This window comes from Mesorhizobium sp. M4A.F.Ca.ET.020.02.1.1 (assembly GCF_004022645.1).
GTDB lineage: Bacteria > Pseudomonadota > Alphaproteobacteria > Rhizobiales > Rhizobiaceae > Mesorhizobium.
This window is the reverse complement of sequence record NZ_RZOI01000022.1, coordinates 1-21,009: the sequence shown is the minus strand read 5'-3', so window position 1 is coordinate 21,009 and position 21,009 is coordinate 1. Positions and strand designations below refer to the sequence as shown.

The window sequence follows — 21,009 nt, the reverse complement described above, 5'->3', positions numbered from 1 at the left end:
GTTATGAGGGGCCGCGCGGCGGACCCGGCATGCAGGAAATGCTCTACCCGACCAGCTACCTGAAGTCGAAACGCCTCGGCAAGGCTTGCGCGCTGATCACCGACGGCCGCTTCTCGGGCGGCACGTCGGGTCTGTCGATCGGCCATGTCTCGCCGGAAGCCGCTGAAGGCGGCGCGATCGGCCTGGTCCGGGACGGCGACAGGATCGAGATCGACATCCCCAACCGCACCATCCGCCTTGCCATCAGCGACGCCGAGCTCGACGCCCGCCGCGCGGCGATGACGGCAAAAGGCGCGGATGCCTGGAAGCCGGAGGAAAAGCGCAAGCGCAAGGTGACGACCGCGCTGCGTGCCTACGCCGCCTTCGCCACCAGCGCCGACAAGGGGGCGGTGCGGGTCGTGCCGGAGTGATCGATCGAGGTTAGTGGTACTGGCCGTACCAAGGCCATTCCGCATCCGGAAGATAGGGCCAATCCGTTCGGGTTGGCAGCGATCGCTTTGCGTCCTCCGCTTGCTGCGGCGTCAGGAAGATGCCGAAAAGATCATTTCCGCCGTTCAGCGCATAGAAGCGCACGTCCGAACCGGCGAGTTGGTCGTTGATGATCTTGAAGAACACGTAGGTGGCCGTACCCCAGCTTCTGCCCTCGCTTTCCGGAACGTCCGGAGCGTATAACACGTATTCCTGCCCGGCTGCGCGCACGGCATATCTGGTCGTGTGTGTGTCGACGCTCTCCTCGATTGCGGTCGGGTTTTTCACATACTGCCGAAGCTCGGGCAAAACCTCTTGATAGGTCGTCGCCATTCCTTGTTCGGCGAGATTTTCCGCGTCGAGGTGACGCGCCTTGTCGTAGTCGAGGGCCATTGCAGGAGATCGCACGGCAAGGGTGCCCAACAAGGCCGATCGTAGAAAGGATATGAGCCGAGCTGCGCGCACAATCGCACTCCGTTATGGCATCAGCTGATACTCATAAAGTTTCTGATACACCCCGCCCTGCTTGAGCAGGACCTTGTGCGGGCCGCTTTCCACCACCTTGCCGCCCTCCAGCACCACGATCGTGTCGGCCTGGTGCACCGTTGACAGACGGTGAGCGATGACGATCGTCGTGCGCCCGACAGTGAGCTGCTGCAGCGCGTCGCGGAACAGCGCCTCCGACTCGGCGTCGAGCGCGCTGGTCGCCTCGTCGAGCAGCAGGATCTCGGCGTCGCGCAGCATGGCGCGCGCGATCGAGATCCGCTGGCGCTGGCCGCCGGACAGCAGCGAGCCGTTCTCGCCCACCTCCGTCTCGTAGCCCTTGGCCATGGCGGTGATGAAGTCATGCGCGTTGGCCGCCTTGGCGGCGGCCATCACTTCCGCGTCGGTCGCGTCCTCCCGGCCGAGGCGGATGTTGTGCATGACGGTGCCGGCAAACAGGAAAGTGTCCTGGCTGACATAGGCGATCTTTCCCCTGAGCGAGGCGAGCGTCGCATGGGAGATGTCCTGGCCGTCGAACAGCACCTTGCCGTCCTGCGGGTCGTACATGCGCATGATCAGGTTGAGGATCGTCGACTTGCCGCTGCCTGAAGGGCCGACCAGCGCCGTCATCCTGCCCGCCGCGAGCGTGAGGTTGAAGCCCTCGAAGACTGGCTGGCTTTCCGGGTAGGCGAAGCTGACATCCTCGAAGCGGATTTCGCCGGGCCCAGCCCGCAGCGGCCTCGCGTCGGGCTTTTCGGCCAGGGTCAGCGGCCGGTCGGCGAGCTGGAACATCATGCGCACGCCGACGATGCCGGTCTCCAGCGAAATGCGCACGCGCGCCAGGCGCTTCGCCGGCTCATAGGCGAGCAGCAGTGCCCCGATGAAGGCCATGATGTTGCCCGGCATCTGGCCGCCCTGCAAAACCAGGAAACCGCTCACAAAGACCGCGCCGGCGATCGCCAGTCCGGCGAGCGTTTCCATCACCGGACTGGTGGCGGCTTCCAGCGTGGCTATGTTGTTGGCGCGGTTCTCGACATCGGAAACCGCCGTGTACATGCGCTTGCGCATCGCGCCCTCGAGATTGAAGGACTTCACGACACGCACGCCGACGGCCGTCTCCTGCATCACATGCACGATCTGGCCGAGCGAGCGGAATTCCATCTTGGCAATCTGGCGGACGCGCTTCAGGATCCGGTTGACGCCATAGATGGCCACGGGCCCGATGACGAAGCAGATCAGGGACAGCGCCGGCTGCTGCCAGATCATGACCAATACCAGCACGATCAGCGTCACCAGGTCCCGCACATAAGACGTGACGACGAGGTCGAGCACGCTGCGCGCGGCCTGCGCATTGTTGGTCATGCGGGTGATCAGATCGGACGACGAGGTCGCATGGTAGAATTCTATGCCTTGCGCCAGGATGCGGTCATAGATCTTGCGCTGACGGTCGGCGATAATGGCGTTGCCGACGCGGCTCATGAAATAGGCCTGGACGAAATTGGCGACGCCCTTGAGAAGGAAGATCACCGCGACCCCGACCGCGATCAGATTGACGCGGTCGAGCCTCTTATAGATCACGAATTCATTGGTGATCTCTTTCAGGATCCAGGCGCTGGCGCCGGTCGTGGCGGCAACCACCAGCATCGACAGTATGGCGGCGCCATAGCCGAATTTGTGCTCGTGGAAGGATTCCCTCACCAGCCTCGCGATTAGGCGCTGGTTTTCCGTCGAGCGGAAGAAGCGAAACAATCGGCCGATCCCATGCCTGGCTGAAACGAATTTCGGATTCGCCACGAGGGCGAGAGGCGGCTTATAGAGCGAGTTGCCGCCGGATGGAACCTTTCGCACTTGCGCAACGAAACGACCGTGGCAGGGTGTCTTTTGCGCCACGACGGCAAGCTGATTCTTCAGGGGATGACGCAGATGGATTTCGACCTCATCGTGCGCGGCGGCACGCTGCCTGATGGCAGGGTTGCCGACATCGGCATCGCCGGCGAGACGATAGCGGCGATCGAGCCCGAACTCGCCGCCAAGGCAGGGGACGTGATCGACGCGCGTGGCAATCTGGTTTCGCCGCCCTTCGTCGACCCGCATTTCCACATGGACGCCACGCTCTCCTACGGCATTCCGCGCATCAACGCGTCGGGCACGCTGCTCGAAGGCATCGCGCTGTGGGGCGAGCTGAAGCCGCTGTTGACGCATGAGGCGGTGCGGGAACGGGCGCTCGCGTATTGCGACTGGGCGGTGTCGATGGGGCTGCTTGCCATCCGCACCCATGTCGATGTCTGTGACGACCGGCTGCTCGCGGTCGAAGCGCTCCTCGACGTCAGGAAGACGGTGGCGCCCTATATCGACCTGCAACTCGTCGCCTTCCCGCAGGACGGGCTTTACCGGTCGCCGACGGCTCGTGAAAACACTATCCGCGCGCTCGATCTCGGCGTCGACATTGTCGGCGGCATCCCGCATTTCGAGCGCACCATGGCCGACGGCACGCGCTCAGTAACCGAGCTCTGCGAAATCGCCGCCAAACGCGGCCTCATGGTCGACCTGCACTGCGACGAGACCGACGATCCGCTGTCGCGCCACATCGAACAGCTTGCCTATGAGACCGAGCGGCTCGGCCTGCAGGGCAGGGTGGCCGGTTCGCACCTCACCTCCATGCATTCGATGGACAACTACTACGTCTCCAAGCTGTTGCCGCTGATCGCCGAGGCCGGCGTGTCGGCGATCCCCAATCCGCTGATCAACATCATGCTGCAGGGCCGCCACGACACGTTCCCCAAGCGACGCGGCCTGACCCGGGTGAAGGAGATGCTGGCGCTTGGCATCCGCGTCGGCTGGGGCCAGGATTGCGTGCTCGACCCCTGGTATTCGCTGGGCACCGCCGACATGCTCGACGTCGCCTTCATGGGCCTGCATGTCGCCCAGATGTCGAGCCCTGCCGACATGGCGCGCTGTTTCGACATGGTCACCAACGTCAATGCCGCCATCATGGGCCTCGACCACCTCGGGCTTGCCGTCGGCAAGCGGGCGAGCCTCGTGGTACTCGACGCCGGCAATCCGATCGAGGCCGTGCGCCTGCGCCCCGATCGCCTCTGCGTTATCGCCCGGGGCAAGGTGGTGGCGGAACGGACCAAACAGGAGACGCGCCTGTCGATTGCCGGCCGGCCGTCACAGGTGAACCGGCGGCACACATCGGCGTAGCGCCAGCCGATTCCCGGCGCTGGTCTTACCGATTGCCCGAATTCCGCTCGTCAAACCGGCTGCTTGCGTCTAGGGAGCCGGTATGGCTCCATCGCTCGCCCGCAACCTCACGATCAGGAACGTTCTCCTCGCCGGCATCCTCTTGATGCTGGCTGGCGATTTCATGTTCGCGCTGAACGATGCGATGGGCAAATGGCTGGTCGCTTCCTTCTCCGTCGGCCAGGTGGTGCTGGTCCGCTCGATCGGCGCTTTCATCGTGCTTGGCCCGATGATCGTCAGCCAAGGGCCCGGCAAGCTGTTCGATATGGAGCGGCCGGTCTTGCAGCTTCTGCGCGTTGTCGCCACCACGCTCGACACCGGGCTGTTCTATGCCGCCGTCGTCTACCTGCCGCTCGCCGACGTGATGAGCTTCTACATGGCCGGACCGATCTACGTCGCCGCGCTGTCGCATCTGCTGCTCGGCGAGAAGGTCGGCTGGCGCCGCTGGCTGGCGATCGTGGTCGGCTTCTGTGGCGTGCTGGTCATCCTGAAACCTTCCTCGGCCGCCTTCTCGCTGTCGTCGGCCTATGCGCTGATCGGCAGCATCGCTTTCGCCTTCGCCATCATCCTCAACCGTCGCCTGCGCGGCACCAGCGACACCACGCTCGTCACCTGGCAGACGATCGGCACGCTGCTGGTCGGTGGGGTCTTGACCATCGGCGCCTGGCGCACACCGTCCGCGCTCGATCTCGGCGCCCTTCTGCTGCTCGGCGTCGTCTCCTGCTCCGCGCACCTGATGATCACCAGGGCGCTGAAGCTGGCGCCGGCCTCGACGCTGGCGCCGCTGCATTACAGCCTGCTTCTGTGGGCGATCGTCTTCGGGCTGGCCTTCTTCGGCGACGTGCCGAGCCCCCGCATCCTGGCCGGTTCGGCGATTGTTGTGCTTGCCGGCATCTTCATCTTCCATCGCCAGAAGGTGGTGGAGACGGTGGTTCCCCCGGAGAACGTGCCGAAGGGCGTGAACTAGGGCTCGCAGTTCTGGCGGCTAACCCTTGCGTATCGCCGCAAGGTGCAGCGAGAACTCCGCCGTCTCCATCAACGCCTTGCAGCGGACGAAGCGGCCGTCGGCATAGGCGCGGAAATCGTCGACCGGATTGTTGTTGGCGAGCTGGATCAACCCCCACAGCGTCCAGAGAAGGTCGCACATGGCCTTGTAGATGACGACGCGGCCGCGCTCGGCGGGCTTCGGCGCGCGGCCGAAATAGGCGAGCATCAATTCCTCGTCCTGCGCGGCGTCGAACTTGCCTTCGACGGAGAGATCGCCGAGGTCCCAGTGCGGATCGTTCATGCCCGAATATTCCCAGTCGACGATCCACATCCGGTCGCCCGTATCGAGAAAATTCTCGCACAGCGGATCGCAGTGGCAGGCGACAATGGGAATGGGGTGGGTTGCAAGTGCCGCCCGCACGCTGTCGGCCTCCCGCACCACGTCGTGATAGCCTTCGGGCAGCGCGACATCCTTGGTCGACAGCACCTTGAGATAGTCGTCGATCATCGCAAACAGCTCGAAGCGGAACGGAAACATCGCGCCGGATGAGTGCAGCTTGCGGAAGGCTTCCCCCGCGCGTGCCGGGCTGCCGGGCCTGGTCTTGAACTTCTCCGGCGACATCGTCTCGGCGCCGGCGACATAACGGGTCACCAGCACACCAGTTCCCGCGTCGGCATGCAGCACCTCGGGGCTGACGCCGGCCTTGGCCGCCTCGCGCGCCGCCACCGCCTCATTGGCACGGTTGATATACTCCTCTGTGCCCTTGCCGGGGATGCGCAGGCAAAGATCGCCGGCCCTGTAGACGAGATTGGTCAGGCCGCCGAGCCGCTCCAGCGGTCCCTGGTAGCCCGCCAGCACCGGAATCGCGGCCAATGCCGCGCGTGCCTCGTCCATCACTATGCCCCCGTGTTTACCTTCACACCTTGTTTATGGAGGAACGGTTCCACAATTTTCGCCATTTGGCTATCATCCGATCAGAGTCGACTCGATCAGGCGGCGGCAACAGAAAGATGGCAGACAGCAAGCATCTTGGACCGCTCACCGCGGCCTACGCGGCGAAGCGGCCGGAAGAGGTGGCAGCACTTTACGACCGCTGGTCCGAGACCTACGACGCCGACATGTCGGCGGCCGGTTATCGCCATCCGACGATCTGCCTGGCGCTGATCGCCCGCCATCTACCGCGCGGCGCCGCGCCGCTGCTCGATGCCGGGGCCGGCACCGGCCTGATCGGCGAATGGCTTGCCATCACTGGTTACCCCGAGGTCGAGGCGCTGGATATTTCGCAAGGCATGCTGGACAGGGCTGCCGCCAAAGGCGTCTACACGGCGCTTCACTGCCTGGCGATGGGTGGGCCATTGCCCTTCGCGGACAACGCCTATGCCGGCATCGTCTCGGCAGGCGTCTTCACTTCAGGCCATGTCGGCGCCGAGGGTCTGGACGAGTTGATCCGCATCTGCCGGCCGGGCGGGGTGATCGTGCTGACGGTCAAGAACACGCTGTGGGAGGCCGGCTTTGCTAAGCGCGTCGCCGCACTCGAGGCAGGGCGCACGGTCGGCCGCGTCGAAGAGACCGCGCCCTATGTCTCAATGCCCGGCGAGGCCGACACCGTGCCCAGCCGCGGCCTAGTCCTGCGCGTGATCTGAGGCCCTAGGCTTTGACCTTTTCCCCGGCCGGATCGTACAGCGGCTCGAGATGGATCTTTGCCGGCGTCCGCTCCATCGCCACCACCAGCTCATAGTCGCCGGAGGCGAGAAAATCGTCGCCCACGCCGGCTGCGTTGCGCACATAGCCGTAGCCGATGTTCCTTCCCAGCGTGTAGCCATAGCCGCCGCTGGTGAGGTAACCGACAGGCTCGCCGTTGCGCAGGATGGTCTCGCGTCCGACCAGCACGATCGCGGGGTCGTCGACAGTGAAGCCGGCAAAGCGTTTCTTCAGCGCCTCGCCGGCGGCGTTCTCTAGTGCCCTTCGGCCGACGAAGTCGGTGTTCTTGCGAAGCTTCACCGCCCAGCCGAGGCCAGCCTCCTGCGGCGTGTCGTTGGGCGTGATGTCGGAACCCCAGGCGCGGTAGCCTTTCTCCAGCCGCAGCGATTCCAGCGCCCGGTAGCCGATCGGGCGAATATCGTGCGCCTCGCCCGCCGCCATCAGCGCGTCGAAGACCTCGCCCGTCGCTGCGATCGGCACATGCAGTTCCCAGCCGAGCTCGCCGACATAGGTGACGCGCAACGCCTTGACCGTGTGGCCGACGATCGTGATCTCGCGCGCATGGCCGAACGGGAAGGCGGCGTTGGAGACATCCGCGTCGGTCACTGCCGACAGCACGTCGCGGGCGCGCGGCCCCATAAGCGTCAGCGTGCCGAAATCCTCTGTGACATCCTTCAGCGCCACGTCGAGCCCCTTGCCGACATGGTCCTCGATCCACGACAAATCATGCGTGCGGAAGCCGGTGCCGGTGACGATGTAGAACCTGTCCTCGCCGAGCCGCGACACGGTCAGGTCCGCCTCGATGCCGCCGCGCGTGTTGAGGAGTTGCGTATAGGTCAGCCGGCCGACCGGCTTGTTGACGTCGTTTGCGCAGATCCAGTCGAGCGCTTTCAAGCCATCCGCGCCGGTCATCTCGTATTTGGCGAAGGACGACTGGTCGAAGATGCCAACCTTCTCGCGCACATGCCGATGTTCCTCGCCGACCGCCGGGAACCAGTTCTGCCGGCCCATGGTGTAAATGTCCTGCGGCTCCACAGGGTCGGGCGCGAACCAGTTCGGCCGCTCCCAGCCGAGCTTCGAGCCGAACACGGCGCGGTGCTGCCTCAGCCGCTCATAGAGCGGCGAGACGATGCGCGGCCGGCCCGACAGATATTCCTCATGCGGAAAGCCGATCGTGTAGTGCTTGCCGTAGGCTTCCAGCGTGCGGTCGCACACCCATTGCCGATCGCGGTGCAGGTTGGAAAAGCGCCTGATGTCGACCACCCAGAGGTCGAGCGGTGCCTCGCCGTCGACCACCCATTGCGCCAGCACCCAGCCGGCGCCGCCGCCCGACGCGATGCCGAAGGCGTTGAAGCCGGCGCCGACGAACATGTTGGCGCATTCGGGTGCCGCGCCGAGGATGAAATTGCCGTCCGGAGTGAAGCTTTCCGGCCCATTGATCATCTGCTTGACGCCGGCATGGGCCAATGCCGGCACACGCTCGATCGCCTGCGCCATATGCTGCTCGAAATGATCGTAGTCGTCGTCGAACAGCCGGAATTCCCAGTCATTGGGAACGTCGCCTGTCGTCCAGGCTTGCGGGTTCGGCTCATAGCCGCCCATCACCAGCCCGCCGACCTCTTCCTTGAAATAGGTGCGGCGGTCGGGGTCGCGTATCGTCGGCGCGTCGGTCGCCAGCCCCTCGATCTTTTCGGTGATGATGTACTGGTGCTTGACCGGCTGCAGCGGCACGTTGATGCCGGCCATCGCGCCGACCTGGCGGGCCCACTGGCCGGCGCAGTTCACCACCTTGTCGCAGGCGATGTCGCCCTTGTCGGTCTTCACCGCGGTGATGCGGCCGTCCTTCATGTCGAAGCCGGTGACGCGCACCTCCTCGAACAGTTTCGCGCCATGTATGCGCGCGCCCTTGGCCAGCGACTGGGTGATGTCGGAGGGACTCGCCTGCCCGTCGGTCGGCAGCCAGGAGGCGCCGACGAGGTCGCCGGTCTCCATCAGCGGCCACATCTTTTTCACCTCGTCCGGCGACAGCAATTGCATGTCCATGCCGAAGCTCTTCGCCGTCGTCGCCAGCCGCTTGAACTCGGTCCAGCGGTCGGCATTGGTGGCCAGCCTGAGGCACCCGGTCATCTTCCAGCCGGTGGCGAGTCCGGTCTCGGCCTCCAGTCCCTTGTAGAGCTCGACGGAGTATTTCAGCACACGCGTGATCGAGGCCGACGAACGCAGCTGGCCGACCAGCCCGGCCGCGTGCCAGGTCGAGCCCGACGTCAGCTTGCCCTGCTCCAGAAGCACGACATCTGCTTTGTGGTCGCGCGCCAGATGATAGGCCGTCGAGCAACCGATGATGCCGCCGCCGATGACGACGATTCCGGCGTGGCCGGGCAGGCTCATGGGGTCAGCCTTCCGTATTTCGTTTGGTAGCTTTCCAGCGCCGTCGCCAGCCGCGTCAGGTTTTCCTCGGTGTAGGCGACGTAGTCGATGCCGGGCGCGTCGAGATAGAGCTCGGAGACCATGCTCCACATCGCCTCGCGCAGCAGCGAGGCGCACTGCATGGCGGCGTGCGAGCGGCGGATCGCGTCGTCCGGCTCCTTCATGAAATAGGCGGTGAGCAGGGCGAAGGATTCGTCGTCGCTAAGCCCGGCATTCGAGGCGGCGCCCGCAAGGTCGAACATCGCCGTGTTGAAGCCGGCATACTCGAAGTCGATCAGCCACAGACGGCTGCCGTCGTCGAGAATATTGGCCGGCAAAAGATCGTTGTGGCCGAAGACGATCGGCAGCAACTTCTGCGCCCGCTCCAGCTCGTCTGCCAGCGCCAGGTAGCGGGGCAACTCGTCGCGTTTGCGGCTGCCGCCGTCCTCCAGCGTGCGCGCATAGTCGCGGATGACGTGGAACACCCAGAACATGAACCCGGCGCCGGAAATATGGCTAGGCATTTCGCGGTGGAAGCCGCGCATCAGTGCCGCGACGCGGCCGATATTGGCGCGCACGTCCTCGCCCGTATAGGTCCTGGCACCGAGATACTGCGTCACCATGATGCCCGGCTCGGAGTAGCGCACCGCCGGCGCGAAGCCCGCGGCATGCGCCGCGCGCGAGGTCATCACCTCGCGCTCGCGAAAGACGTGGTGGAACGGAAAATCCTGGCCGAAGCGCACGACATGCCGGCCGGACCCATCCTTGACCAGATAGTTGGCATTGCTCAGTCCTCCCGGCAGCGGCTCAATGTCGATCGTGCCGGTCCAGCAGGGCAGGGCGCGGATGCGGTCTTCAATGGTCACGGTCTATCCCTGGTTCGGCGGCGCTTCGACAAACCGCCGCAGACAGCGCGCGATGGAGATTGGTAATGCAAAATTCTCGTCGGTGCGGGACGCCAGGACCGGTATCCCGCACCGCACCGACGAGCCCCTTGGCCAGGTTTGTGATCCCGGCATCCGCCCCCGCGGATCTGAAAATTCCTTGCGCCAGGCCCATTCCGGGCTGTCTGGCCGGTCAATTGCGGTTCTGCCCCGATTTGGCAGTTCCGAGCCTGTCATGCCCTTGATCTCACGCCAGTGTTGATCGGCTGTCAATCAAAAGCTGTGACTTTTTTTGGGTGTTTTGCCCGAAAATATGAGCATTTCCTTTAAAAACGGCAGGATTGCCCTAGAATCGGTCAAAATCCTGGAAACCCATATATGATCCATTCGAAACGGCATGGCGAGATCCTGCGGCTCCTGAACGAGGAGGGCACCATTACCATCGCGAGCCTGGCCGACCGGCTGGGAGTCTCGCTGGAGACCGTTCGCCGCGATGTCAAACCGCTCACCCATGACGGGTCGATCCTGAAGATGCATGGCGCCGTCAGCCTGTCGGCGATGGCCGGCGAGGCGCCGTTCGAGCGGCGCATGCGCGAGAATGCCGACGCCAAGCGTGCCATCGCCCGCATGGTCGCCGCCACAATCCGCGACGGCGAGTCTGTCATGCTCGACACCGGCACGACCACCTCGTTCCTCGCTCGCGAACTTTTGGGCCACCGGCGTCTTACCGTCGTCACCAATTCGTCCGACATCGCCCGCACGCTGGCCACCGTCAACGGCAACAAGGTCTACATGGCCGGCGGCGAGTTGCGCAGTGATTCCGGCGCCGCCTTCGGCGTCTCGGCCATCGACTTCGTCAGCCGCTTCTCCGTCAGCCATGCGGTGATCTCCATCGGCGCGGTCGACGCCGTCGCCGGCCTGATGGACTACGATCTGGAAGAAGCGGAATTCGCCCGCATGGTGCTGTCGCGCGGCCAGCGCTCTGTGGTGATCACCGATCAAAGCAAGTTCGGCCGCCAGGGGCTGGTCCGGGTCTGCGGCTTCGACGGCTTCTCCGAACTCGCCACCGACCGGACGCCGCCGCGCGACATCGCCGCGGCGCTCGCCGAGGCCGGCGCGCGAATCAGCGTTGCGGCCGGCGAGGACGAGAGCCGGTAAGGCCAAGACAGTGTGCTGTGGGCCGGACAGCGGCCCGCTTTCCTTCCGCGCCTCGCCAGTGTTTAGTCCCGCCATGGCTTTCACCATCCGCCAGCTGCAGTTCTTCGTCGCCGTCGCCGAGCAGGGCACCGTGTCCGGCGCCGCGCAGAACCTCTCCATCTCCCAATCCTCGGTCACTGAGGCGATCAAGGAACTGGAAAGCGACCTCGGCGTCGAACTGTTCGAGCGCCATCCGCGCGGCCTCAACATCACCCACAAGGGCCACCAGTTCCTGCGCCACGCGACCAAGATCCTCGCCGATGTGTCGGACGCCCGCCGCGCCTTCTTCGGCGACCAGCTGGTGACCGGCGGCCGCCTCCAGCTCGGCGTCACCTCGCTGGTCGCCGGCTATGTGCTGTCCGATCTTCTCGCCCGCTACCGTCGCGCCTATCCCGGTGTCGAGGTCTCGGCCATCGAGGACAATGGCGACTATCTCGAGCACCTTTTGATCGGCGGCAAGCTCGACATCGCCGTCATGGTCACCTCGAACCTGCGCGACCGCACCGCGCTGCAGTCGGAAATCCTCGAGGTCTCGGCCTATCGCCTGTGGGTGCCGCTCAGCCACAAACTCGCCAGCGCCGACATTATCGATCTTAGCGACATCGTGTCGGAGCCGCTGATCATGCTGACCGTCGACGAGATCGAGGAGAACACCGGCAAGCTGCTCGCGGCGCTCGGCGCCAGGCCGCATGTCGCCTTCCGCACCCGTTCGGTCGAGGCGGTGCGCAGCCTCGTCGCCACCGGCGCCGGCGTGGCGCTGCTGCCCGACCTTGTCTACCGGCCATGGTCGCTGGAAGGCGACCGCATCGAGTCGCGCGATATTTCCGGCGCCTTGCCGGTGGTCCAGGTCGGCATGGTCTGGCGCCGCGGCTCCAGCCTGCCGCAGGCCGCGCGCGACTTCATCGGCCTTGCCCAGTCGCAGCGCATGGTCCGCCAGCGTCCGTGACGAGCTGGCCGCCTTTAGCCATCGGAAAAACCGATATCGCCTTTCTGATAAATGAATTTGCGAAACCTGGAATTTCGCAGCAACCTCCGGTTAGGGAACCAAAAGCCGCCGCTGAGTGCGGCCCCTTGGAGCGCCGCCCATTTTCCTGGTTGGTGGACGCTTCAATGTTTTGAGGGTGCGCATGATCTTATCGGAGACATGCGCCAAAATGGGAGATCGATGATGAATTCATTCCTGAAGTCGTGCACTGCATTGACGGTCGCGCTGACCTTCTCCGGCCAGGCCATCGCCCAGGTCAAGGAGCTCGGCAAGGGCGAGGGCGAGGTCAACATCGTCGCCTGGCCGGGCTATATCGAGCGCGGCGAAACCGACAAGGGTTATGACTGGGTGACCGCTTTCGAGAAGGAGAGCGGCTGCAAGGTCAACGTCAAGACCGCCAACACGTCGGACGAGATGGTCTCGTTGATGAACGAGGGCGGCTTCGACCTCGTCACCGCGTCGGGCGATGCTTCGTTGCGCCTCGTCGCCGGCAAGCGCGTCCAGCCGATCAACACCGATCTCGTCCCGAGCTGGAAGAGCGTCGACGACCGGCTGAAGGACGCCCCCTGGTTCACGGTCGACAAGGTGCACTACGGCGTTCCCTATCAATGGGGCCCGAACGTGCTGATGTACAACACCGACGTCTTCAAGGAAGCGCCCAAGAGCTGGAATGTCGTCTTCGAGGAGATGAACCTGCCCGACGGCAAGTCGAACAAGGGCCGCGTCCAGGCCTATGATGGTCCGATCCACATCGCGGATGCCGCCAACTACCTCATGTTCCACAAGCCGGAACTCGGCATCAAGGATCCCTACGAGCTGACCGAGGACCAGTACAAGGCGGCGCTCGACCTGCTGCGCGTCCAGCGCACGCTGGTCGGCCGCTACTGGCACGATGCCGCGATCCAGGTCGACGACTTCCAGAACGAGGGCGTGGTCGCCTCGGGCTCGTGGCCGTACCAGGTCAACACGCTGGTCGCCGCCAAGAAGCCGGTCTCCTCGACCATTCCCGAGGAGGGCGTCACCGGCTGGGCCGACACCACCATGATGGAGGCCGACGCCGCCCATCCGAACTGCGCCTATATGTGGATCGAGCACTCGCTCTCGCCTAAGGTGCAGGGCGATGTCTCCGCCTGGTTCGGCTCGCTCCCGGTGGTGCCGGCCGCCTGCAAGGGCAACGAGCTGCTCGGCGAGGAAGGCTGCAAGACCAACGGCTACGACAATTTCGACAAGATCAAGTTCTGGAAGACGCCGGTGTCGAAATGCGCCAGCGAGAACGACCAGTGCGTGCCCTATTACCGCTGGGTGTCGGACTATATCGGCGTCATCGGCGGACGGTGAGTTCTTGCCCTCCCAGTGCGGGAGGGACGACGCGCAGCGTCGGGGTGGTTTGGCCGGGCAGGTTCCCCGCTACCACTCCGCCCGCGGCTTCCCCGCGACCTCCTCGTTGAGGGGGAGGTGAAGTGCCGTAGCATTCGCGCTGCCCGCTTGCTGGCGGCGAGAGCGATTTCGACCAAAGACAAACCGGCTAAAGACTGACAACTCATGACCTCGGCCGTATCCTTTCAAAAAGTCTCCCGCCATTTCGGCAGCGTTCGCGCCGTCGACGCCGTCGATCTCGACATCGCGCCTGGCGAGTTCTTCGCCATGCTTGGCCCGTCGGGCTCCGGCAAGACAACTTGCCTGCGCCTGATTGCCGGTTTCGAGCAGCCGACGTCGGGCTCGATCTCGATCTTCGGCGAGCGCGCTGAGGGCGTTCCACCCTATCGGCGCAACGTCAACACCGTCTTCCAGGACTATGCGCTGTTTCCGCATCTCAACGTGCTCGACAACGTCGCCTACGGGCTGATGGTCAAGGGCGTCGGCAAGCCGCAACGGCACAGGGCGGCGGAAGAGGCGCTGTCGCTGGTCAGGCTTCCGGGCTACGGCGGCCGCCGTCCAGGCCAACTCTCCGGCGGCCAGCGCCAGCGCGTTGCGCTCGCCCGCGCGCTCGTCAACCAGCCCAAGGTGCTGCTGCTCGACGAGCCGCTCGGCGCGCTCGACCTCAAGCTGCGCGAGAACATGCAGGAGGAATTGAAGTCGCTGCAGAAAGTGCTCGGCATCACCTTTGTCTTCGTCACCCACGATCAGGGCGAGGCGCTGTCGATGGCCGATCGGGTCGCCGTGTTCAACGACGGCAAGATCATGCAGATCGGCACCCCGGAAGACATCTACCAGCGCCCGAAGACGCGCTTCGTCGCTGATTTCGTAGGCTCCTCCAACGTGCTGCCGCCGGATTTCGTCCAGCGCTATTCCGGCCAGCGTCGCTGGGGCAGTCTGCGCCCCGAATCCATCCGTATCGCGCGCGAGGCGAGCGGCGACGGCGTTGCCGCCCGCCTGGTCTCGACCAACTATCTCGGCGCGACCACCAGGCTGGCGCTCGATGCCGACGGCTTGCGGCTGCACGCCGTGGTGCCCGCGGGCGTCGCGCTGCCGGTGGAAGGCGAAGCCGTCATGCTCACCTTCAACCGCGATCAACTGCACTTGATGGATGAGCCGGCATGAGCATCGAGGCGACGATACCGTCGAAGGTTGCCCCCGCCATCCTGCCAGGCAGCGGCGGGCCGCGCGGCGCGCTGTCCGACCTCTTCTGGCGCCGGCCGAAGCTGTTGCTGCTGCTCATGCTGCTGCCGCCAGTGCTGTGGCTCGGCATCGTCTACGTCGGCTCGCTGTTCGCCCTGCTGGCGCAAAGTTTTTTCTCCATCGACGAGTTCTCCGGCCTCATCAACCGCGAGTTCACGCTGAAGACCTATGGCGACCTGTTCCAGGCCGCCAATCTCGACATCATCCTGCGCACGGTGACGATGGCGGCCCTCGTCACGCTCGCCTCGGCGATCATCGCCTTCCCCATCGCCTACTACGCGGCGCGCTATGCGCGCGGCCGCTGGAAGGCGCTGTTCTATCTTGGCGTCATGCTGCCGCTGTGGTCGAGCTACCTGGTCAAGGTCTATGCCTGGAAGCTCATCCTCGCTAAGGAAGGCATCCTCACCTGGCTGCTCGGCAAGCTGAACCTGTTGTGGCTGCTCGACGCCTGGCTGGCGCTGCCCGTCGTCGGCGGCAATTCGCTGTCGGTCTCCTTTACGGGCACCTTCATCGCCTTCGTCTATGTCTGGCTGCCGTTCATGATCCTGCCCGTCCAGGCGGCGCTCGAGCGCGTGCCGGGCAATCTGGTCGAGGCCTCGTCCGACCTCGGCGCCTCGCCCGGCCAGACCTTCCGCAACGTGCTGTTCCCGCTGGCGCTGCCCGGCATCGTCGCCGGCTCGATCTTCACCTTCTCGCTGACACTGGGCGACTACATCATCCCGCAGATCATCGGCACCTCGCGCCTGTTCATCGGCCAGGCCGTCTATTCGCAACAGGGCACGGCCGGCAACATCCCGCTCGCCGCCGCCTTCACCGTGGTGCCCATCGTCATCATGGGCTTCTACCTCTGGGGCGCCAAGCGCATGGGGGCCTTCGATGCGCTCTGACGGCTCGCCTTCCGCCCCGCTCGGCCTGAAGATCGCCGCCGCCTTCGGCCTGCTCTTCCTGCACCTGCCGATCCTGCTGATCTTCGTCTATGCCTTCACGACCGAGGAGAAGAGCTTCGTCTGGCCGCCGCCGGGGCTGACCACGCAATGGTTCGCCGTCACCTGGAACCGGCCGGATGTGTGGGAGGCGCTGTCGCTGTCGATCCGCGTCGCCGCCATCTCGACGGCGATCGCGCTGGTGCTGGGCACGCTCTGCGCCGCCGCCGTCTCGCGCGCGCGCTTCTTCGGCCGCGAGACCATCTCTTTGCTGGTCATCCTGCCGATCGCGCTGCCCGGCATCATCACCGGCATCGCGCTGCGCTCGGCCTTCGCGCTGGCCGACATCCCGTTCTCGTTCTGGACGATCGTGCTCGGCCACGCCACCTTCTGCGTGGTCGTCGTCTATAACAATGCCGTCGCGCGCTTCCGCCGCACCTCCGGCTCCATGATCGAGGCCTCGATGGACCTCGGCGCCGACGGCTTTCAGACCTTCAGGCATGTCGTGCTGCCCAACATCGCCACCGCGCTGCTTGCCGGCGGCATGCTCGCCTTCGCGCTGTCCTTCGACGAGGTCATCGTCACCACCTTCACCGCCGGCCAGCAGCAGACCGTGCCGATCTGGATGCTTGAGGAACTGATCCGCCCGCGCCAGCGCCCGGTCACCAATGTCGTGGCCATGGTCGTGGTTCTGGTGACGCTGCTGCCGATCCTCTTTGCCTATTACCTGACCCGCGACGGCGACCAGATCGCTGGTTCGGGCAAATGAAGAACAGCGAATAGGGAATAGCCAATAGCGAATAAGGGAAAAGTCGACCGCCAACCCTATTCGCTACTCGCTATTCGCTACTCGCTCCTGATCAAGGAGAAATCTTATGGACACCCAGATGCTGATCGGCTCGACCTTCGAGAAGGGCGCCGAGACCGAGGAGCCGATCCTCAATCCGAAGAACGGGGCGACCATTCTCAACCTGCCTGAAGCCAGCCCGGCGCAGATCGAGGCGGCTGTCAGTGCCGCCGAGCAGGCGTTCGTCAGTTGGTCGCGCACCACGCCGGCGCAGCGCTCCGGCTACCTCTTGAGGATTGCCGACCGCATTGAGGCCGAGGCCAAGGAATTTGCAGCACTGGAGGCGCTGAACTGCGGCAAGCCGATCAACGCCGTGCTCAATGACGAGATCCCGGCGATCGTCGACTGCTACCGCTTCTTTGCCGGTGCCGTCCGCTCCATGCCCGGCCAGGTCGCCGGCGAATACCTGCCCGGTCACACCTCGATGGTCAGGCGCGACCCGATCGGCGTCGTCGCCTCCATCGCGCCATGGAACTACCCGCTAATGATGATGGCCTGGAAGCTGGCGCCGGCGATCGGCGGCGGCAACACCGTCGTCTTCAAGCCGTCCGAGCAGACGCCGCTGACGGCGCTGAAGCTGGCCAGGATTCTCGCCGAGATCCTGCCGGAAGGCGTGGTCAACGTCGTGCTCGGCCGCGGCGAAAGTGTCGGCAACACACTGATCAACCATGCCAAGGTCAACATGATCTCGATCACCGGCGACGTCGCCACCGGCAAGAAGGTGCTGCAGGCGGCCGCCAAGTCGGTCAAGCGCACGCATCTGGAACTCGGCGGCAAGGCGCCTGTCATCGTTTTCGACGACGCCGATCTCGGCGCGGTGGTCAACGGCCTGCGCGCCTTCGGCTATTATAATGCCGGCCAGGACTGCACAGCCGCCTGCCGCATCTACGCCGGCAAGAAGGTCTACGAAAGACTGGTCGCCGATCTCTCCTCAGCCGTCTCGACCATCAGGTACAACCGCCCCGACGATACCGAAAACGAGATCGGCCCGCTGATTTCGCGCCGCCAGCGCGACCGCGTGTCGAGCTTCGTCGAGCGCGCCTCGGAGCTGAAGCACATCGAGATCACCACAGGCGGCAAGCCGGGCGAGGGCTCGGGTTTCTACTACCAGCCGACGGTCGTTGCCGGCGCGCTGCAGGAGGACGAGATCGTGCGCCGCGAGGTGTTCGGCCCGGTCGTCTCGATCACCCGCTTCTCGGAAGTCGACGAAGCGGTAAACTGGGCCAATGACAGCGACTACGGCCTTGCCTCGTCGGTGTGGACCAAGGATGTCTCGCGCGCCATGGCGACCGCCGCCCGCCTGCAATATGGCTGCACCTGGATCAACACCCACTTCATGCTGACCAACGAGATGCCGCATGGTGGGCTGAAGCAGTCCGGCTACGGCAAGGACATGTCGCTCTACGCGTTGGAGGACTACACCGCCGTCCGCCATGTGATGGTGGCGTATGGCTAGCGCCTAACCTCAGAAGCGTTCGGAAGTAAGGATGGAGGGGGGCCGCCATCCTTAAAGTATTCACCTAACCGGTTGCTGTCTGTTAATCCTGTTGAACTGTCGCCACATGGCGACAGACGGCAGATTTACTGAATATTCAACCTGTGCGAGCAGCTTTGCCGGCGGGAAACCGCACAGCGGGGGTTCGCGCATGACTGTCTCGAAGATCAAGCTGACAATGATCGGCGGCTTCTGCCTGCTGGTTGCCTTCTTCTGTGCCAGGGACATCATCGCCAAGAGCGGCTGGCCGCAAGTGCCGGCCGAGATCACGGCGGTCACGGTCGAATGCCTGATGGAATCGACCCAGCACAGGATCGTCTACAAGACGGTCAGCAGCGCCTCGATCCCATGCGAATTGGTTGAAGCATTCAAGTCGGTCCATGCCGACAAGGAATGGACGGTGAAACAGAAATTCACCGGCACCTTGCGTGTCGGCGCCGGCGCGGACGCCGTCGAGGCGACCATGGACTTGAACAAGAGCGGGGGGCGTGAGCCGCAGGTAGGCGACAAGCTCGTGGTTGTTCAGAATCCGGCGAAGGCGACCCAGGTCGAACGGGCCGGCATGACCGGAACGCGTGTCATGCTGGCCGTTGGTGCGGCGGCGCTCGGCGCCCTGCTCCTGTTCCTCGCGTTCAGGCGCCCGCGTCCGTCGTCCGCGAATGTGGCGGCCGCAGGCTTGCCGGGAGACAACGCCTCCGAGCGCGCGCGCCAGGCGGACGCCATGATCGCTGCGGCATTGGCCAAACAGGCTACCTTGAACAATCAGGGCCCGGCAGGCCGCCAGGCGGCCGCAGGGCTGGCGCGGGAAGCACGTCTTTCGGGTCAGCGCACGAGTTTCGGCCGCAAGAGCTAACCGACACCTGTCGCCCAAAAACCGTGAGCGGCTCTGGGCGACAGGCATCTAATTGGGGGCCAGCGCGGCTACTCGACGATCCGGAAGATCTGCCAGACATTGGTGCCCGATACGACAAAGGGCTCCATCGCCTTGCCCCATTTGGCATGCGCCTCGATCTTGCCGAGCTTGGCGAAGAATGCCTCCAGCTGGGCCAGGCTTTCGACCTCGTGGTGCGACTCGATCCGCGATTCATGCGCACCGATCGATCCGGTCATGATCTGGAACTTCAAATCGGCGATGCCGACCTGCGATCCGACCTCGCGCTCCCATTGCCGCATCATGTCGAGCACGGTCTGCTTGTGACCGAACTTGGCGTCGATCTGCCATCTGGCGCTGAACATCGTCGTTCTCCTCCGAGGTTGCGGCCCGAGCATGATCGCGAAAAACGCAATCCGGTTCGGAAAGGATCATGCTCCGACACTGGAATGGAGCCCCTCCCGCTTCGATCGGGATGGACAGGCTCCGCTGTTGAATTATCCGCAGTTCACCTACTCGTCCCAGGCCTGCACGACGGTCTGCCTCGCGATCTGGCCGTTCTTCAGCTCCAGCATCGCCGCAGAACACCTTGGTGCCGTCCGGATAGGCGCAGGCCTGGGTGAAGGCGAGGTTGGCGCCATCGGCGATGGTGGTGTCGACCTTATGGGTCATCGCCCGGCTGCAGATGTCGTCCCAGAAGGTGGTGATCGCCGCGCGGCCGCGGATTTCGCGCGGCTTGCTCGGCGGATTGTTGCGGTCGATCACCCGCACCAGCGCGTCGTCGGTGTAGAAGCTCGCCAGCAGCTTGCCGTCGCGGCCTTCGATTGCCTTCTTGATCGCAGCGCCGTCCACCAGTTGAGTTTTGGTCAGCATTTTCTCCTCCATGGCCCGCCGTCAGGCGGGACGTTCGATTGATCGGAGCGCTGCCCGGCACCAGCGCCGGGCAGGCGCATTTCCTCATTGCGACTTCGCCTTGACGGCGGCGAACAGGTCGTCGGTCTGCTTCTTGAAGGAGGCGAGATCGACCTGGCTGCCGCTGAGGATCGTCGACCAGTGGCGCACGATGGCCGCCATCGCGATCGCCTCCTTGATCTCCTCGTCGGTCGCGCCGTTGAGCTTGGCCGCCTCGGTGTGGAAGTAGATGCAGTACTGGCACGGAATCTGCGAGGCCACCGCAAGGCCCATCAGTTCCTTGGTCTTGCCGTCGAGCGCGGTGTTGGGATTGAGCTGCACGCCCTTGATCTCGGCCCAGGCGCCGGCAACCGCCACATCGGGCAGCGTCTTGAACATGTCGGGCACTGAACCGAGCGTCGCCTGGATGTCCTTGTAGGCAGCGGTGGCCGAGGCGTCTTCGGCTTTGGCGGGAGCAAGAGTGAAGACCGCGCCAATGCCTGCCGCGATCACCAGCGATTTGAATGTCCGGTTCGACTTCTCCATCTCATCCTCCATTGGCAGGTGCTTCGCGGCGAAATCCGCCTGTCCTGCATGGAGAAAATCCTAGCGCTCTGCCGCGCCGAGCCGCTTCGCCCAAAAGCGCCATGGCTCTCATGGCCCGTCCGGGCCAGTGTGCCTGGCCGAAAACGCCGCCGCCGCCGCCCGCGACGGCAGGTCGAGCTTGAGCAGGATGTTGGCGACGTGACGCTTGACCGTGTGTTCGCTGAGGCTGAGCTCTGCGGCGATCGCGGCGTTGCTCTTGCCGTCGGCGATCAGGTTCACCACCTCGCTTTCCCGCGCCGTCAGCGTCGCCGACTCTGCTGGCCTGGCCTTCGGCCGGCAGGCCGGCTCCAGATGCTGTTCCGAGGTCGCCTGCACCACCGGCAGCGGCTCGTCCAGCTCGTCGAGGCTGATGCGGCCGGCCTCAGTGAAATGCAGGCCCGAGCCCACGGTGAGATCGGCAAC

At 64.6% G+C, this 21,009-nt stretch carries 21 protein-coding genes; 13 read left to right on the top strand and 8 right to left on the bottom strand.

Going from position 1 to position 21,009, the window contains the following annotated elements:
* Positions 1–410, top strand: a 410-nt coding sequence (locus tag EN742_RS03360; protein WP_189375155.1) for a dihydroxy-acid dehydratase, incomplete at its 5' end; no start/stop codon positions are given.
* Between the two features lie 10 nt (positions 411–420).
* Here the strand turns inward: EN742_RS03360 and EN742_RS03355 are convergent.
* Both EN742_RS03355 and EN742_RS03350 read right to left on the bottom strand, forming a co-directional pair.
* The gene (locus EN742_RS03355; RefSeq protein WP_126056779.1) at positions 421–861 is read right to left on the bottom strand and encodes a hypothetical protein; all 441 of its coding nucleotides are present in this window, start codon (positions 859–861) and stop codon (positions 421–423) included.
* An 84-nt stretch (positions 862–945) separates the two neighbouring features.
* Positions 946–2,700, bottom strand: a complete 1,755-nt coding sequence (locus EN742_RS03350; RefSeq protein ID WP_127404749.1) for an ABC transporter ATP-binding protein — start codon at positions 2,698–2,700, stop codon at positions 946–948.
* A gap of 174 nt (positions 2,701–2,874) precedes the next feature.
* Here EN742_RS03350 and EN742_RS03345 point away from each other — a divergent pair, with 174 nt between their 5' ends.
* Both EN742_RS03345 and EN742_RS03340 read left to right on the top strand, forming a co-directional pair.
* Positions 2,875–4,155 (top strand): amidohydrolase family protein, encoded by a 1,281-nt coding sequence (locus EN742_RS03345; RefSeq protein WP_126056777.1) that lies wholly within the window; start codon positions 2,875–2,877, stop codon positions 4,153–4,155.
* An 82-nt stretch (positions 4,156–4,237) separates the two neighbouring features.
* Positions 4,238–5,161 carry a DMT family transporter gene (locus tag EN742_RS03340; RefSeq protein ID WP_127404748.1) on the top strand — a complete coding sequence of 308 codons (924 nt, stop codon included), beginning with the start codon at positions 4,238–4,240 and terminating at the stop codon, positions 5,159–5,161.
* Between the two features lie 18 nt (positions 5,162–5,179).
* Here the strand turns inward: EN742_RS03340 and EN742_RS03335 are convergent, their stop codons facing one another.
* Positions 5,180–6,082, bottom strand: a complete 903-nt coding sequence (locus EN742_RS03335) for a phosphotransferase family protein (protein WP_126056775.1) — start codon at positions 6,080–6,082, stop codon at positions 5,180–5,182.
* A gap of 110 nt (positions 6,083–6,192) precedes the next feature.
* On the opposite strand from EN742_RS03335, the gene EN742_RS03330 reads away from it, so the two are divergent.
* Positions 6,193–6,825, top strand: a complete 633-nt coding sequence (locus tag EN742_RS03330) for a methyltransferase domain-containing protein (RefSeq protein WP_127420541.1) — start codon at positions 6,193–6,195, stop codon at positions 6,823–6,825.
* 4 nt (positions 6,826–6,829) lie between these two features.
* Here the strand turns inward: EN742_RS03330 and EN742_RS03325 are convergent, their stop codons facing one another.
* Positions 6,830–9,271: an FAD-dependent oxidoreductase gene (locus EN742_RS03325; RefSeq protein WP_127404746.1), complete on the bottom strand. Its 2,442-nt coding sequence runs from the start codon at positions 9,269–9,271 to the stop codon at positions 6,830–6,832.
* On the bottom strand, positions 9,268–10,155 hold the full coding sequence (locus tag EN742_RS03320) for a phosphotransferase family protein (RefSeq protein ID WP_127404745.1): 888 nt from the start codon (positions 10,153–10,155) through the stop codon (positions 9,268–9,270). The genes EN742_RS03325 and EN742_RS03320 overlap by 4 nt, the downstream gene beginning before the upstream one ends.
* 396 nt (positions 10,156–10,551) lie before the next feature.
* Between EN742_RS03320 and EN742_RS03315 the strand changes: the two genes are divergently transcribed.
* The 8 genes from EN742_RS03315 to EN742_RS03280 all read left to right on the top strand — a co-directional run bounded on the left by EN742_RS03315 (position 10,552) and on the right by EN742_RS03280 (position 19,092).
* Positions 10,552–11,331, top strand: coding sequence for a DeoR/GlpR family DNA-binding transcription regulator (locus tag EN742_RS03315; RefSeq protein ID WP_127404744.1), 780 nt, complete (start codon positions 10,552–10,554; stop codon positions 11,329–11,331).
* A 73-nt stretch (positions 11,332–11,404) separates the two neighbouring features.
* Positions 11,405–12,316, top strand: coding sequence for a LysR substrate-binding domain-containing protein (locus tag EN742_RS03310; protein WP_126056770.1), 912 nt, complete (start codon positions 11,405–11,407; stop codon positions 12,314–12,316).
* A 222-nt stretch (positions 12,317–12,538) separates the two neighbouring features.
* Positions 12,539–13,693, top strand: a complete 1,155-nt coding sequence (locus EN742_RS03305; protein WP_127404743.1) for an ABC transporter substrate-binding protein — start codon at positions 12,539–12,541, stop codon at positions 13,691–13,693.
* Positions 13,694–13,897: 204 nt separating this feature from the next.
* The gene (locus tag EN742_RS03300; RefSeq protein ID WP_126056769.1) at positions 13,898–14,896 is read left to right on the top strand and encodes an ABC transporter ATP-binding protein; all 999 of its coding nucleotides are present in this window, start codon (positions 13,898–13,900) and stop codon (positions 14,894–14,896) included.
* Positions 14,893–15,861 carry an ABC transporter permease gene (locus tag EN742_RS03295; RefSeq protein ID WP_127404742.1) on the top strand — a complete coding sequence of 323 codons (969 nt, stop codon included), beginning with the start codon at positions 14,893–14,895 and terminating at the stop codon, positions 15,859–15,861. The genes EN742_RS03300 and EN742_RS03295 overlap by 4 nt, the downstream gene beginning before the upstream one ends.
* Positions 15,851–16,666: an ABC transporter permease gene (locus EN742_RS03290; RefSeq protein WP_127404741.1), complete on the top strand. Its 816-nt coding sequence runs from the start codon at positions 15,851–15,853 to the stop codon at positions 16,664–16,666. Before EN742_RS03295 ends, EN742_RS03290 begins: the two co-directional genes overlap by 11 nt.
* 106 nt (positions 16,667–16,772) lie before the next feature.
* Positions 16,773–18,200: a gamma-aminobutyraldehyde dehydrogenase gene (locus EN742_RS03285; RefSeq protein ID WP_126056766.1), complete on the top strand. Its 1,428-nt coding sequence runs from the start codon at positions 16,773–16,775 to the stop codon at positions 18,198–18,200.
* A gap of 190 nt (positions 18,201–18,390) precedes the next feature.
* Entirely contained in the window at positions 18,391–19,092 is a 702-nt protein-coding gene (locus EN742_RS03280) for a hypothetical protein (protein ID WP_127404740.1), read from the top strand.
* A gap of 68 nt (positions 19,093–19,160) precedes the next feature.
* Here EN742_RS03280 and EN742_RS03275 read toward each other — a convergent pair whose 3' ends face one another.
* Positions 19,161–19,475 carry a hypothetical protein gene (locus EN742_RS03275; protein WP_126056764.1) on the bottom strand — a complete coding sequence of 105 codons (315 nt, stop codon included), beginning with the start codon at positions 19,473–19,475 and terminating at the stop codon, positions 19,161–19,163.
* Positions 19,476–19,506: 31 nt separating this feature from the next.
* Here EN742_RS03275 and EN742_RS37845 point away from each other — a divergent pair, with 31 nt between their 5' ends.
* Positions 19,507–20,025, top strand: a complete 519-nt coding sequence (locus EN742_RS37845) for a hypothetical protein (RefSeq protein ID WP_189375153.1) — start codon at positions 19,507–19,509, stop codon at positions 20,023–20,025.
* A 42-nt stretch (positions 20,026–20,067) separates the two neighbouring features.
* On the opposite strand, the gene EN742_RS03265 is transcribed toward EN742_RS37845, so the two are convergent.
* On the bottom strand, positions 20,068–20,547 hold the full coding sequence (locus EN742_RS03265; protein ID WP_128332431.1) for a carboxymuconolactone decarboxylase family protein: 480 nt from the start codon (positions 20,545–20,547) through the stop codon (positions 20,068–20,070).
* Between the two features lie 108 nt (positions 20,548–20,655).
* On the bottom strand, positions 20,656–21,009 hold a 354-nt coding region (locus tag EN742_RS03260; protein WP_148670017.1), incomplete at its 5' end, for a helix-turn-helix transcriptional regulator.

Bases quoted from the DNA above. Each gene is read 5' to 3' on its own strand.
- EN742_RS37845 (WP_189375153.1), top strand. From the start codon at position 19,507: ATGATCGCGAAAAACGCAATCCGGTTCGGAAAGGATCATGCTCCGACA.
- EN742_RS03300 (WP_126056769.1), top strand. From the start codon at position 13,898: ATGACCTCGGCCGTATCCTTTCAAAAAGTCTCCCGCCATTTCGGCAGC.
- EN742_RS03315 (WP_127404744.1), top strand. From the start codon at position 10,552: ATGATCCATTCGAAACGGCATGGCGAGATCCTGCGGCTCCTGAACGAG.
- EN742_RS03305 (WP_127404743.1), top strand. From the start codon at position 12,539: ATGAATTCATTCCTGAAGTCGTGCACTGCATTGACGGTCGCGCTGACC.
- EN742_RS03275 (WP_126056764.1), bottom strand. From the start codon at position 19,475: ATGTTCAGCGCCAGATGGCAGATCGACGCCAAGTTCGGTCACAAGCAG.
- EN742_RS03330 (WP_127420541.1), top strand. From the start codon at position 6,193: ATGGCAGACAGCAAGCATCTTGGACCGCTCACCGCGGCCTACGCGGCG.
- EN742_RS03280 (WP_127404740.1), top strand. From the start codon at position 18,391: ATGACTGTCTCGAAGATCAAGCTGACAATGATCGGCGGCTTCTGCCTG.
- EN742_RS03285 (WP_126056766.1), top strand. From the start codon at position 16,773: ATGGACACCCAGATGCTGATCGGCTCGACCTTCGAGAAGGGCGCCGAG.
- EN742_RS03340 (WP_127404748.1), top strand. From the start codon at position 4,238: ATGGCTCCATCGCTCGCCCGCAACCTCACGATCAGGAACGTTCTCCTC.
- EN742_RS03325 (WP_127404746.1), bottom strand. From the start codon at position 9,271: ATGAGCCTGCCCGGCCACGCCGGAATCGTCGTCATCGGCGGCGGCATC.
- EN742_RS03290 (WP_127404741.1), top strand. From the start codon at position 15,851: ATGCGCTCTGACGGCTCGCCTTCCGCCCCGCTCGGCCTGAAGATCGCC.
- EN742_RS03310 (WP_126056770.1), top strand. From the start codon at position 11,405: ATGGCTTTCACCATCCGCCAGCTGCAGTTCTTCGTCGCCGTCGCCGAG.
- EN742_RS03355 (WP_126056779.1), bottom strand. From the start codon at position 861: ATGGCCCTCGACTACGACAAGGCGCGTCACCTCGACGCGGAAAATCTC.
- EN742_RS03295 (WP_127404742.1), top strand. From the start codon at position 14,893: ATGAGCATCGAGGCGACGATACCGTCGAAGGTTGCCCCCGCCATCCTG.
- EN742_RS03265 (WP_128332431.1), bottom strand. From the start codon at position 20,547: ATGGAGAAGTCGAACCGGACATTCAAATCGCTGGTGATCGCGGCAGGC.
- EN742_RS03345 (WP_126056777.1), top strand. From the start codon at position 2,875: ATGGATTTCGACCTCATCGTGCGCGGCGGCACGCTGCCTGATGGCAGG.